This window comes from Paenibacillus sp. Paensp38 (genome assembly GCF_059491915.1).
Window position 1 is genome coordinate 5,240,381 of record NZ_CP168516.1, and the last position, 13,612, is coordinate 5,253,992.

General features: G+C 48.4%; 14 protein-coding genes. 13 read left to right on the forward strand and 1 reads right to left on the reverse strand.

Annotation, left to right across the window (positions count from 1 at the left end; all coding sequences use genetic code 11):
• Positions 1–9: 9 nt before the first annotated feature.
• The 12 genes from ACEN8J_RS23220 (at position 10) to ACEN8J_RS23275 (ending at position 11,541) form a co-directional block, all read left to right on the forward strand.
• The gene (locus tag ACEN8J_RS23220; RefSeq protein ID WP_341040315.1) at positions 10–825 is read left to right on the forward strand and encodes an ABC transporter permease; all 816 of its coding nucleotides are present in this window, start codon (positions 10–12) and stop codon (positions 823–825) included.
• Positions 825–1,742, forward strand: a complete 918-nt coding sequence (locus tag ACEN8J_RS23225) for an ATP-binding cassette domain-containing protein (RefSeq protein ID WP_495594013.1) — start codon at positions 825–827, stop codon at positions 1,740–1,742. Before ACEN8J_RS23220 ends, ACEN8J_RS23225 begins: the two co-directional genes overlap by 1 nt.
• Complete coding sequence (locus ACEN8J_RS23230; protein ID WP_318627747.1) at positions 1,739–2,515, forward strand: ABC transporter ATP-binding protein; 777 nt, start codon at positions 1,739–1,741, stop codon at positions 2,513–2,515. The genes ACEN8J_RS23225 and ACEN8J_RS23230 overlap by 4 nt, the downstream gene beginning before the upstream one ends.
• A gap of 158 nt (positions 2,516–2,673) precedes the next feature.
• Complete coding sequence (gene nikA / locus ACEN8J_RS23235) at positions 2,674–4,299, forward strand: nickel ABC transporter substrate-binding protein (RefSeq protein WP_495594014.1); 1,626 nt, start codon at positions 2,674–2,676, stop codon at positions 4,297–4,299.
• A gap of 46 nt (positions 4,300–4,345) precedes the next feature.
• On the forward strand, positions 4,346–5,290 hold the full coding sequence (gene nikB, locus ACEN8J_RS23240) for a nickel ABC transporter permease subunit NikB (RefSeq protein WP_495594015.1): 945 nt from the start codon (positions 4,346–4,348) through the stop codon (positions 5,288–5,290).
• Entirely contained in the window at positions 5,290–6,120 is an 831-nt protein-coding gene (gene nikC, locus ACEN8J_RS23245; RefSeq protein WP_495594564.1) for a nickel ABC transporter permease subunit NikC, read from the forward strand. The genes nikB and nikC overlap by 1 nt, the downstream gene beginning before the upstream one ends.
• Positions 6,121–6,140: 20 nt before the next feature.
• Entirely contained in the window at positions 6,141–6,971 is an 831-nt protein-coding gene (locus tag ACEN8J_RS23250; protein ID WP_495594016.1) for an ABC transporter ATP-binding protein, read from the forward strand.
• A 38-nt stretch (positions 6,972–7,009) separates the two neighbouring features.
• On the forward strand, positions 7,010–7,819 hold the full coding sequence (gene nikE, locus ACEN8J_RS23255; protein ID WP_495594017.1) for a nickel import ATP-binding protein NikE: 810 nt from the start codon (positions 7,010–7,012) through the stop codon (positions 7,817–7,819).
• Between the two features lie 143 nt (positions 7,820–7,962).
• Complete coding sequence (locus tag ACEN8J_RS23260) at positions 7,963–8,772, forward strand: transporter substrate-binding domain-containing protein (protein WP_495594018.1); 810 nt, start codon at positions 7,963–7,965, stop codon at positions 8,770–8,772.
• 30 nt (positions 8,773–8,802) lie between these two features.
• Positions 8,803–9,519, forward strand: a complete 717-nt coding sequence (locus ACEN8J_RS23265; protein WP_013312615.1) for an amino acid ABC transporter permease — start codon at positions 8,803–8,805, stop codon at positions 9,517–9,519.
• Positions 9,520–9,523: 4 nt separating this feature from the next.
• Complete coding sequence (locus tag ACEN8J_RS23270; RefSeq protein ID WP_029518797.1) at positions 9,524–10,291, forward strand: amino acid ABC transporter ATP-binding protein; 768 nt, start codon at positions 9,524–9,526, stop codon at positions 10,289–10,291.
• A 233-nt stretch (positions 10,292–10,524) separates the two neighbouring features.
• Positions 10,525–11,541, forward strand: coding sequence for an asparaginase (locus ACEN8J_RS23275; protein WP_165145671.1), 1,017 nt, complete (start codon positions 10,525–10,527; stop codon positions 11,539–11,541).
• A 42-nt stretch (positions 11,542–11,583) separates the two neighbouring features.
• On the opposite strand, the gene ACEN8J_RS23280 is transcribed toward ACEN8J_RS23275, so the two are convergent.
• The gene (locus ACEN8J_RS23280; protein ID WP_495594019.1) at positions 11,584–12,531 is read right to left on the reverse strand and encodes a Gfo/Idh/MocA family protein; all 948 of its coding nucleotides are present in this window, start codon (positions 12,529–12,531) and stop codon (positions 11,584–11,586) included.
• A 106-nt stretch (positions 12,532–12,637) separates the two neighbouring features.
• Between ACEN8J_RS23280 and ACEN8J_RS23285 the strand changes: the two genes are divergently transcribed.
• Complete coding sequence (locus ACEN8J_RS23285; protein ID WP_495594020.1) at positions 12,638–13,603, forward strand: helix-turn-helix transcriptional regulator; 966 nt, start codon at positions 12,638–12,640, stop codon at positions 13,601–13,603.
• The last annotated feature ends 9 nt before the right edge of the window (positions 13,604–13,612 follow it).

A 13,612-nucleotide genomic window follows, 5' to 3' on the forward strand; every position in this document is an offset into this window, starting at 1 on the left:
AAGCTGAAAATGAAAAAGATACGGCTTTCCTTTCAAGGGAGTTTGCTGGCAGGAGGCGTACTGTTTGGTCTGATCGTGCTGCTTGGGTTATTGGCTCCATGGGTCGCTCCTCATGATCCTCTCCAAGTGGACCTTTTGAACCGTCTGGCACCACCCAGCCGGAAATATCCTTTCGGTACGGATCATCTGGGCCGGGATGTGCTATCACGGCTAATTTACGGGATTCGGATGAGCGTGCTAATCGCATGTGCGATTACTGTAGCTACGTTGTGCTTCAGTCTGCCTATAGGGTTGCTTATTGGTTATGTGCGCGGACGCGTGGACCAGCTGGTTATGCGAGGAATCGACGGGGTACTGGCTTTTCCTGATATTATTTTAACGGTGGCGATTGTCGGTATTTTGGGTCCGGGTTTTGTTAACATGACCCTTGCCATTATTGCGGTACGGTGGGCGGGCTATGTCCGATATATCCGTAGTCTGGTTCAAAAAGCCTGTCAGGAGGACTACGTTCGGTATGCCCGTTTATCCGGCAATTCACACGTACGTATACTGAGCCGTTATGTATTGCCACAAGCGTTGCCGCAGTTGTTGGTTTATGCGATATGGGATATCGGACGCGTGGTGCTGATGATCGCTGGGCTGTCCTTTCTTGGACTGGGTGTACAGCCGCCCAGGCCAGAATGGGGCGTGATGCTGCATGATGCCACCTCATATTTTCAGGTGGCTCCGCATGTCATAATTTTCCCAGGCTTGGCGATTATGCTATTCGTACTTGCCTGCCAGCTTTTGGGCGACCGTTTTTCGGAAAAGGAGGCGGCCAAATAGTGGAGGATCAAACAGCCCTTGGGGGCAAGGATACGATAGAACAAGTGGCAGGTCGAAAACCGTTGTTACACGTGGAACATTTGGAAATCTGCCGCACAGGCGCAGGAGCAAGCAGAAGTGGGAGCAAACCACTGCTGCGTGATGTGAGCTTTTCCATATATTCAGGGGAGATTGTGGCCCTGACCGGACCGAGCGGATGCGGCAAGAGCCTGACCGCACACGCAATCGCAGGCATGCTGGAGCCAGGTATCGGTGTTACGCATGGGCGTATCTACTATAACGGGGAAGACATTCTCCCGTTCCAGGAACGGCGCTGGCAAAGGCTGCGACGAGAGGATATTGCCCTGCTCATTCAACAATCGCTGAGCGGGTTAAACCCAATCCGGACTGTCCGCGCCCAGCTGATGGATACGCTTAGACTGCACGGGCGGCGTTGGATGCCGCATGACCAGATGGAGCCGGAGCACGCTGGTGCTGCATTATCCCACAATGCACCGCAGCAAGTCCACCCACTGGGCGTGCTGCCACGGATACGGCAGATGCTGAGCCGTGTCTCGGAGATAGCCAGAGGAGGCGCTAATCCAGTGCGGGAGGCCTATTTGCGCTCTCTGCTCTGCAAGGTAGGGTTTGAAGATCCTGAGCATATTTTGTCGTCGTATCCTTTTGAACTAAGCGGAGGCATGTGTCAAAGGGTGCTGCTGGCTGCCATGCTAAGCTCCGGTCCGAGCCTCTTTATTGCCGACGAGCCTACTACGGCGCTGGATGTGATCAACCGCGACAAGGTCTTGGCATTGCTGCGACAGTTGAGAGAAGACTTTGATCTCACCATATTGTTGATCTCACATGATCGCCAGGGTATGAGTCGCATAGCAGATCGAGTGTTGGAGATGAGCCCGGAAGGAAGGATGCACCAGTGATGCTGGAATTGAAGAATGTGACCAAAGCATACCCTGTCCGCAAACGGAGAAAAGGTTGGTTCAGCACGCAAGATAGCGAACAGGCCGTGAAGAAGGTGAGTCTGGAGATACGACAAGGAGAATGTCTTGGACTGGTTGGAGAAAGTGGAAGTGGCAAAAGCACGCTGGCACAATGTATTCTGGGGCTGGAGTCGTTGACCTCAGGAGAGATTTGGCTGGATGAACAGCCCATTCACACCGGAAAGATGAAGGATGTTCAGCTGTACAAGCGAATCCAGTTGGTTGCACAGGATTCGTCCTCCTCGCTACATCCCCGTATGACCATTCGAGATATTTTAATGGAGCCAATCCACAACTATTTCCCTGAGCGAAAAGCGCAGGCGCTGGATATTTGTCTGTCTCTATTGGAATCGGTAGGATTAGAGGCTGACAGTCTGGAAAAATACCCAGCTCAGCTGAGTGGCGGGCAAAAGCAGCGGGTATGTATTGCCCGAGCTTTGGCGGTGGAGCCAAATATTATCTTGTTCGATGAATCGATCGCCAATCTGGATACGACAACGCAGTCTTCTGTACTGGACATGCTCAAGAGAATGCAGGTGGAACGTCAGTTGTCCTACCTATTTATCACTCACGATCTCCCATCTACTCGTCAGTTTTGTGACCGGGTTGCCGTCATGGTTCAGGGGGAGATTGTGGAAATATTTAGGGAATGGGATGAAGACTTGTTACAGCATGAGTACACGCGTACTCTATTTCAAACGTTGGCGAATTAAGCCATAAGTTTAGGATTTTTCAAAATCCTCATTCTACAAATTCAAAAGAAATAAGAGGGTTGCTTGTCGAATAGTGTTGACAAAATTGAGCGTGATACCTATTCTAAATATGATTATGATAATCATTATCACATATATAGAAAAGGGGAAATACATTGATGTCCGTTCGACACCGCAAGACTGCTACCCTTATGTTGGTGGCGCTCCTCTTATTATCTGTTGTTTTGGGCTGCGCAAAGCAGGAGAACACACCTGCTTCCACCTCTACTGACGGAGCTGCCAATGAAAAGTCGATCACGCTATCGTGGCCGCGTGACATTGGCACGATGAATCCTCATGTATACAATCCTTCCCAACTTTTTGCACAATCCATGGTTTATGAGCCGTTAGTCAGCTACAAGCAAGGAGGCAGGCTGGAGCCTGCTTTGGCTGAATCCTGGACTATTTCCAAGGACGGAAAAATATATACGTTTAAGCTGCGCAAAGGTGTGAAATTTTCGGATGGAACGCTATTTAATGCGGCCATTGTCAAAAAGAACTTTGACGCTATCATGAAAAATGAGAAAACACACAGCTGGCTTGGTATAGTAGGCGTTCTCGACAAAACTGAAGCTGTAGATGACAGCACTTTCCGAATGACGCTCAAAGAGCCATACTACCCAGTGCTTCAGGATTTGTCTGTTGTTCGTCCGTTCCGTTTTCTGGGTGAAGCCGGGTTCCCGGATGATGGAGATACGTCCAAAGGAATCAAGAAACCTGTAGGTACAGGACCTTGGATGCTGGATGAATACAAGCAAGATGAGTATGCAACCTTTAAGCGTAATCCGAACTATTGGGGTACTGCACCGAAGGTGGATAAAATTACGGTAAAAATCATTCCCGATGGCGAAACCCGTGTGATGGCCTTTGAAAAAGGCGACCTGGATCTGATCTATGGAGAGGGTGTCATTAGTCTGGATGCCTTCAAACAGCTTCGTGACACGAATCAGTATGTTACCACGCTGTCCGAGCCTGTCGGAACAAGAAGTCTGTTGCTCAACTCGTCCAATCCCAAGCTGGCAGACCTTCGGGTACGTCTGGCACTCCAGCATGGCTTTAACAAGCAGGCAATGGTGGAAGGTGTGACTTCAGGGCTGGAGGAAAAAGCGGATACGGTTTTATCCAAAAACTATCCGTATACGAATGTAAACCTACAGCCTGTTGGCTATGATGTGGAAAAATCCAAAGCGTTGCTGGATGAGGCTGGCTGGAAGCTGCCCGCAGGCGGTACAGTACGGGAAAAAGACGGACAACAGCTGGATTTTGAGCTGATTTTTGATAAAACCGATCCGATCCAAAAGGCGATGGCTGAAACCATTCAGGCCGAATGGGGAGAACTGGGTGTCAAAGTGAACCTGACTGGACTGGAGCTGACGGTTCAAGTTAAGCGCCTTAGATCCAACCAGTTTGATCTGTACTTCTGGTATAACTACGGTGCGCCTTATGATCCGCATTCCTTTATTAACGTCATTGCCAAGAAGAGCTTCGGAATTTCCGAGACGCTGAGCGCCCTTCCGATGAAGAAAGATCTGGATCAGCAGGTACACGAAGCACTTTCATCGACAGATGAAACCAAGCGTCAAGAGCTGTATGCTTCGATTCTGAAGACCCTTCAGGAGCAATCTGCCATTGTGCCTATTTCGTATATTAAGAAAACGGCAGTGTATCAGAAAAAGATTACGAACTTTGTATTCCCGGCCAATCGGGATGAAAATCCGTTTGGTGGGATTGAAATCGGGAAGTAGTTAAAACCGAAGGGTAACGTTCGTTTACAGGATAGGAGGACAACTCATGATCAGCTATATCGGGAAGCGAATGGTAGCGGTCATTCCTATTGTTCTCTTTGCCACCCTCGTTACCTTTGCACTGATTCATATTTCACCAGTTGATCCGGCCGAGGCCTATTTGACGGCTGCTCATATTTATCCTACTCCAGAGATTCTGGAGCAGAAAAGACATGAGTTCGGGCTGGATCAGCCTTTGCTGACGCAGTATATGCATACACTTCAAGGAATCAGTCAATTGGACTTTGGTACTTCGTATCTGACCAACAAGCCGGTATGGGATGAGGTCAAGGTTCGGCTGCCCGCCACTTTTGAATTGGCTGTGAGCAGTATGGTGCTATCTATTGTGGTGAGTATTCCGCTGGGCGTGCTGGCGGCGATGCGTAAAAATGGCTGGATCGACATGCTTAGTCGAGGGATTTCATATTTTGGGGCGTCTATTCCCCAGTTCTGGCTGGGATATTTGTTAATCTTCTTTTTCTCTGTCCGATTGGATTGGCTCCCTGTAGAGGGGCGAGGAACGTGGCAGCATCTGGTGCTGCCCACGTTGACTCTGTCGCTGGTTCTGATTGCTTTATATACGCGCCTGCTGCGTTCCAGTGTGTTGGAGCAGCTTCAGGAAACGTATGTGCAGTATGCCAGAACTAGAGGAATCCGTGAGCGGGTGATCATGCTCAAGCATGTACTGAAAATTGCCATTGCTCCACTGATAACAAGTATGGGTATGAATCTGGGCAAGCTTCTGACCGGAACAATTATTGTGGAGCAGGTGTTTTCATGGCCCGGGTTTGGCCGGTATTTTGTGGAGGCGATTTTTAACCGGGATATTCCCGTCATACAATGCTATGTGTTTTTGGCGGCATGCCTGTTCATCGTATGCAATTTGCTCGTTGATCTGGTGCATTTGTATATGGACCCCCGAATTTCATCGAAGGGACGAGCAGAGCAGTGATGATAAGGTTGCGTACAATGTTCAAAGGTCAAAAGGTAATCGTGGTCTGCTCTGTCGTACTGGCTGCTCTTTTTATCATTATGGCGCTAGCTCCTTGGCTGGCTCCCCATGATCCGGTTAAAGTCAATTTACTGCACAAGCTGGAGGGACCTTCCAAAGAATACTGGCTGGGAACCGATCATTTGGGTCGGTGCAATTTATCCCGATTGCTGTATGGAGCGCGGATTTCGCTAGGATTTGCAACATTAATTTTCCTGTCCTCGCTTAGCATCGGCGTTGTGGTCGGGTCGCTTGCGGGTTATGTGGGCGGCTGGGTCGATAGTGTGCTGATGCGGTTTTGTGAAGGTATTATGGCGTTTCCGAATTTGGTGCTTGTGCTGGGCATTGTCGGTATTTTTGGACCGGGCCTCATGCAGGTACTGCTTGCCTTGATGATGGTGCAGTGGGTGTATTATGCCAGAATGTGCCGTAATATGGTCGTCAGTCTGAAAGAACGAAATTTTATAGCTGCCGCAAGGATTAGCGGGTCCTCCTCAGGGGCCATTATCCGGCGGCATATTATTCCGAACGTGCTGCGGCCGATTGTGGTCATTGGTACGCTGGAAATGGGCTGGGCGATCATGGATATTTCCGCGTTGTCATTCCTTGGTCTAGGCATTCAGCCGCCGACCCCCGAATGGGGAGCGATGATTCATGAGGGAACGGGATACATCCGCAGTCATCCGGAATTAATGATCTATCCGGGGGTCACGATTCTGGTGGTGGTGATGGCCTTCAATATATTGGGGGAGGCGCTGTCCGACCGATACGGAATTGCCAAACGTCAGTAAAACAGGAGTGAGTTACAACGATGGACGACAGGGCGAAATCCAATGTTCTGGAGGTCAGCGGCTTACAGGTGAAGCTCAAAACCGATGCAGGGACGGTGTCTCTGCTGGAGCCGACTCATTTTGAGCTGAGAAGGGGACAAGTTCTGGGTCTTGTCGGCGAGAGTGGAAGCGGCAAAACCGTGACTTGTAAAGCGTTGCTCCAATTGCTGGATCGCCAGACGATGGATATAGAAGGAAGTGTCCGTCTAAACGGGCGTGAGCTGAACGGAATGGCGGCCGAGGAGATGCGCCGTATTCGAGGCAAGGAAATCGCGTTTATTATGCAAAATCCGATGAGTGCCTTTACGCCAGTGTATACGATTGGAGCTCAGTTTATGGAAACGGTCCGTACGCACACCGGATTAACCAAACGACAGGCCCGTGAACTTGCCATAACGGCTCTGGAAAATATGAATCTGCCCGATCCAGCCAAGCTGATGAAGCGTTATTCGTTTCAGTTGAGCGGCGGGATGCTGCAACGAGTCATGATCGCCATCTCCATGTGTCTGCGGCCAGCAGTGGTTATTGCCGATGAACCAACGACGGCGCTTGATGTCGTTAATCAGCTACAGGTGCTAAGAGAGCTGGATCGCTTGCGTACGGAATACAATACGTCCATTTTGCTGATCTCGCATGATTTGGGCGTCATTTCCCAATTGGCGGATGAAGTGGCTGTCATGCAGCAGGGTCGTATTGTTGAGCAGGCTGAGGTCCATCAGTTGTTCGATCACCCGCAGGATGAATATACGAAAATGCTGCTGCATGTCAGGCCCAAGTTGTCTATTCGGAGCATGAATCAGGTAGGTGGTTAGTCGCTTGTTCGATAGTTACACTTTCAAAAGGGGAGCGAATGCGCATGCTACAAGTGAAGAAAGTAACTCATAGCTATGGAAGGCGCAAATGGCTGGGCCGCTCTGAACCACGCCCCCCTGTGTTGGCTAACGTTTCGCTTACTATAGAGAGTGGGTTTTGCCTAGGCTTACTTGGAACCAGTGGAGCCGGTAAAAGCACGCTGGGCAAGGTTATTCTGGGGTTGGAGAAGCCACAGGAGGGTCAGGTGCTGTTCCAGGGACAGGACATTTATAATGCGAGCCCCCAAGTCCGCAGGGGACTGCGACGGGATATGCAGGTCGTATTTCAGGACTGCTACTCTGCTGTAAACCCCCGAATGACCGCCGGGCAGATTATTGGGGAGCCTTTGGACAATTACGAACGGTTATCGGTGCAGGAACAAAAAAGAACGGTCGAAAGTCTGCTGGAACGGGTTGGTCTCAAGCCAGAGGATCGGATTAAATATCCGCATCAATTCAGCGGGGGACAATTGCAGCGGATTAATATTGCACGGGCGATTGCGCTCAAACCAAAGCTGATCGTGCTGGATGAGTCCGTCAGCAGCCTCGATATGGTTCACCAGATGCACATTTTATCCCTGCTGGGAGAACTGAAATCTTCGTTTGGATTGTCATATCTGTTCATCACGCATGATATTCGGGCGGCATACGCCGTCTGCGATGGCCTTGCTGTGATGGAGCAGGGGAGATTGATCGAGCGCTGTGATGAGAAGGATCATATTTTTGAATCTGATCATCCGGCTGTACGACGGTTGATCTCGTCCATTTTGCCGGAACATCCAGCAGAGCGTTTTTCGCTTCATGGATAACAGTGGACCCGCAAGGGTCCTTTTTTTGTGCAACATATAGCTAAATAATCAATATGAAATTTACTTGTTGTATTATTTGAATAACCCGTTATAATATAAAATCATAGTAAATTACTTGGATATTAAAAAGGGGATGTCATAATATGAAGAAATCTGCTTTGGTAGCAGCGATTAGCCTATCTCTTGTGTTATTAACGGGTGCCTTGAGTGGATGTTCCTCGAAGGATGCGGCATCGGGGGATAAGGTCATCTATGTCGGCACACAAAATGACTACCCGCCGTTTGCTTTTACGAATGATAAAAACGAGCTGACCGGATACGATGTGGAAGTAGTCAAGGAGATCGACAAGAAGCTGGACGGCTATAAGATTGAATTTGTACCTTCGGGCTGGGATGCGATATTCCTTGCACTGGATTCAAATAAAGTTCAGATGATCGCAGATGAAGTTGCCAAAAATCCTGACCGTGAGAAAAAGTATTTGTTCTCGGATGAGTCCTATTTCTCGGCTCAGTCGGTTATTATTGTGAAAAAGGGTAGAACGGATATTCATTCCCTCAAGGATTTGGAAGGCAAGAAGGTAGCAGCCTCGGTAGGCGACTCCTACACACAGTTGCTGGAACAGTATAATGCGGAGAACGGGAATAAAATTATTTTGAAGTACAATGATACAGGTACTTCGTCCGATAACCTTCAAGACGTGCAAAATGGTCGAGTGGACGCTTATGTGAATGATCCAGTTATGGCGGCAGCAACGATCAAGAAGGAAGGCTTGCAGGTGGAAGCTGTGGGCGAGCCGGTGCAAAGCGATAACATTAACCTGGTGTTCAAAAAGGATAAGCAGGGCGAAGAGCTGAAAGCTAAAATCGACCCGATTATTAAAGAGCTGAAAACGGACGGAACACTGAAAAAATTGTCTGAACAGTGGACAGGCGGGGAATTTATTCCTCAGTAATAACAATGTAAAGGATAAAGTGGGGTTCCTATGGAAAAGCTGTTTGATCTTGATTATATGCTGAAAAGCCTTCCCCAGATCGTCGAGTATCTCCCCGTGACCTTATGGATTGCGTTTGTGTCCATGCTGCTGGGTGGGATCATCGGGTTAGCTACGGCCTTAATCCGGATATACAAGGTGCCTGTCTTGGCACCGTTATCTACGTTGTATGTCTCGTACATTCGGGGAACACCGCTCATTGTGCAGCTGTTTCTCGTATATTACGGAATACCCAAGTTTTTGTATTATTTTCAGAGCGAATATGGATTCTTACAGCAGTTCAATGTCTATGTCATTCCGCCCGAGCTGTTTGCGTTGCTCTCATTTTCATTGAACCTCGGGGGATACCTGTCGGAGACATTTCGGGCGGCGATTCATTCGGTCGATCGGGGACAATTTGAGGCTGCTAATTCCATTGGTATGAGCCAAACACAAATTATGCTCAAAATTGTACTGCCGCAGGCGTTGACGGTGGCTTTGCCCAATTTGGGAAACACGCTGATCAGTACGGTGAAGGATACGTCTTTTATTTTTATGATTGGTGTCGTCGATATGATGGGACAGGCTAAAATTATGGGCGCGCGGGCGTTGGCTTTTTTTGAGGTATATGTTGCGGTGTCTCTGATTTACTGGTTGGTGTGTATTATTATTGAGCGCGGGCTTGTCGTGCTGGAGAAGCGTATTCGAATTTACGAAAGAAGTGAGTAAGGGTATGATTCAACTTCATCAAATTCATAAGCATTTTGGACAGCATCACGTGTTGAAGGGCATAGACCTAACGGTAGGCAAGGGAGAAGTCGTGGTGATCCTGGGCCCAAGCGGATCGGGGAAGTCCACGCTGCTGCGCAGCATTAATTTTTTGGAACAGCCGACCAGTGGTGTCATTGAAATCGACGGTGTAAAGGTAGACGCGGCCAAGGCGGGAAAAAAGGACATTCTCGGACTACGGATGGCAACGGCCATGGTATTTCAGCAATATCAGTTGTTTAAAAATTTGAATGCACTCCACAATGTGATGATTGGTCTGACCAGTGTGAAAAAGCTGGATCGTAAGCAGGCGAGGGAGATCAGTGAAGGCATTCTGGAAAAGGTCGGGTTAAAGGATCGTATGACTTACTATCCTGCCCAGCTTTCGGGTGGACAGCAGCAGCGAGTTGCGATTGCCCGTGCTTTGGCACTAAATCCGCAGGTGTTGTTGTTCGATGAACCGACATCTTCACTTGATCCTGAACTGGTGGATGAAGTGCTGTCCGTGATTCAAAAGGTGGCGAGTGAAGGCAATACGATGATTATTGTCACGCATGAGCTTGGTTTTGCGAGAGATGTAGCGGATCGGGTTGTGCTGATGGAGCATGGCGTGATCGTGGAGCAGGGACCCGTGGAGCAGTTTTTCACCAATCCGAAGGAAGAACGGACACGGCAGTTTCTGGGCAAAGCGTTGGTACAGAGAGCGCCACAGGAGCAGCCTGTATCCCCATAAGAAGTACGTGGATGGCTTATAGGTATGTGCAGCGGCGCTGTAGACTTATTGCACCTATGTAAAAAGCACGTTAGACAAGTCGCAGGAGGAAGGAAAGCCCGCGCTTGTTTGTCGTGCTTTTTTGGCCCCTCATATCTCCAATTATTTTCCATTGCAAAGTAGCTTATCACACTTATTCATGATAAATTCTAAGAACAATACAGTGAAGATGTAATCGGGAAGGAACATTGGATATGAAAAAGGTTTTGTTCATTAATACCGGAGGGACCATTTCTTCCTCCTATCAGGAAAACGGCCTGACACCGACCCAATCGGCTGAAAATATTTTGGCGGAAATTCCGGAACTGAAGGAGATTTGCGAGATTGATGCCCATAATCTGATGAGCATTGATAGCACAAATACACAACCTGAGGATTGGGCTTCCATCGCCCGGATGGTACATCGTTCGCTCGATCAATACGACGGTATTGTCATTGCACACGGCACGGACACGATGGCTTATACAGCATCAGCCTTGAGCTTCATGTTGGGAACTGTAGACAAACCCGTCGTCGTGACAGGTTCGCAGGTTTCTATTTTGGCGGAGCACAGCGATTCCAAAAAGAATGTAATCGACTCATTCCTGACCGCATGTGGCGAGGTGGCCGGGGTTTTTGTCGTGTTTAACGGCAAAATTATCAACGGTAGCCGCAGTTCAAAAATCAGAACACGCAGCTATAATGCTTTTGAGAGTATTAACTATCCGTATATCGGACTCGTGGAGAACGGTAAGGTGATCTATACGGAGGGCGTATTTGCAAATCGCGGTACCGCTCGTCACCCATACAACGACGGGTATGCTTCGGAGGTATTTCTGCTCAGGCTGATTCCGGGTACGAATCCGGCGATCTTCGATGCCATTCAGGGCTTGGGCTATAAAGGTATCGTCATTGAGGGCTTTGGTATGGGCGGCGTTCCTTTTAAAGAAAGAAGCCTGATCAGCAAAATAGAGGAGCTGATGAAGGACGGTATGAGTATTGTCGTGACTACTCAATGTCCTTATGAGGGCGGGGATTTGACGATTTACGAAGTGGGGCAAAAGGTACTGGAGAAGGGTGTTATTCCAGGGTATGACATGACAACGGAAGCGCTGGTGACGAAAATGATGTGGGCGTTGGGGCAGACGGACGACCCGGCAGGGGTAGCCAAGATTATGGCAACGAACTACGCGGACGAAGTTTCCTTGCCTGCGGATACAGCTTCCTTATAGGAAGCTGATTTCCGTAGATGAGGATTTTGCAAAAATACCGGGTTAACGCTGGGCTTGCCCCAGTCTGCTTTTAATCTCAATAGCCACTTTCAGCGCTTGTACAGCTGACTCCAGTGGAATCAGGCTTTCCGGATGTCCACCAAAGCATTCAAGTGCATGGTCCAAACTTTTTTCGTATGGATTGGCAGATTCGAGGTTGATTTTTTGCTGTCCTGATGCGGTATATTCATATAATGCGGTAGGTATAAGATCGTTTTCGTCGCTTTCATGAAATACCAGCTTGGCCTTTTCAAAATAAGCCTCATAGGCCACTGTGAATGGGTAGCTTCCCGGCAAGTGGGATGAGGCCATGACTTCTGTGAATGTATCCCGATGCTGAAAGTAAGCCCGAATCTGTGCTTGTTCAGGATGAGTAACTTCTGTACCCCAGACTGTACAAGGATCACAGGGGCCTAATAGCCAGGTCAATAAATCCAGTTCATGAATCATGAACTGAGTAGGAATGGAGCTTAGTCCAAGATCCCCCCACAGAGGAGGCGTTTCTCTTTTCAAAGATAAGGAGATGAGCTTCCCGTATTTCTGTTGGCGGTATGCCTCATACAGATAGGTATAGGCGGGATCAAACTTAATGAACTGGTTGACCAGAATCTTTTTGCCATATTGCTTCTCAGCCTGTTGCATAAGGAGAGCGTCTTCGAGATTAAAGCAAACCGGCGTTTCACAAAATACATGCTTACCGTGCTTCAGCGAATCCACCGCATATGACCTATGTAGGTGGGAAGGTAGGCATAGATCGACGATATCCACATCTGGATCCAGCAGAATATCCTCTATATTTTGTGTGACTTCTACGTTTAGCTCCTCTTTCAGCTTTTGCAGCTTGGTTTCGTTCCTTCCAAATACCATGATTCTGTTTACCTTGGGATGGTTGTTTAACAGTGAGGCATGATACGCGCCGAATCCCGTCCCCAATATTCCAATATTCATCATCCATCACACCCCTTTACTTCTATGATACACACCTATTACTGCCAACAGGGTGTCAACAATCTTTGCATTATCTTTTCAATTCGGGTTAACCATCTATTGTGGAGGTATGATTGTGAGACTGCATCGTTTAATCGCGATTTTATTATGTATCGAATCTAGAGGGAGAATGAAAGCCAAGGAATTGGCGTTGGCACTGGAAACCTCTGTACGCTCCATCTACAGGGATATCGACCTCCTGGCTGAAGCCGGCGTTCCGATTGTTACCGCTTCCGGCCCGAAGGGCGGAATTTATTTAATGGAGGGTTATACGGCGAACCTGAAACAGTTGAATGGCGGGGATGTCATTCAGTTGTATTTAACAGGGATGGGCATTTATACAGGCGGGCCCACGGAATCGGGTTTGAAGTTAAAGAATGCTCTGCTCAAACTGGAACAGACGATGCCAGACTCGTATCAGTCCGATATTAAGAAAGCCAAAGCGCGGTTTTATTTTGATGATACGCCGTGGTGGACGGAACGTATAGCCATTCCTTGTCTTGAGTCCGTAAGAGCTGCGGTGTGGGGGGCCCATAAAATAAACATTCAATATGAAAAAGCTGACGGAATCTGTTCTTCCCGTCATGTGCATCCCTACGGACTTGTGGTGAAAAAAGGAGATTGGTACCTCATTGCCTTCTGTGAAGTTGGGCGGGAGGTTCGGACCTTTAAGTGTGAGCGAATCAAGGAGGTTCAGCCGTCTGCGGAAGTCTTTGAGGTTCCGGAGGATTTTTCGCTGGAGCATCATTGGATGAGACAAGAAACCGCGTTTAAGCAGCTTTGTGCAGAGAAAGAATACTATCCCGTTCTGATCCGAACGAATAAGAAGCAAGCGGAAATCATAGCGAAAAGGATGGAAATCATCCAGTCTGTACAGGAAGGCACTCATTTCATTCTAACGGTCAACATGTATAGTTATGAAGCGGCCTGCCGCGATGCTATGGATTGGATTGGCAGGGTTGAAGTTGTGGAGCCTGTAATACTCCGACAGTTTGTGAAGGAAGAAATTAACCGACTTCAGAGGATATATGGATAAATCATTAAA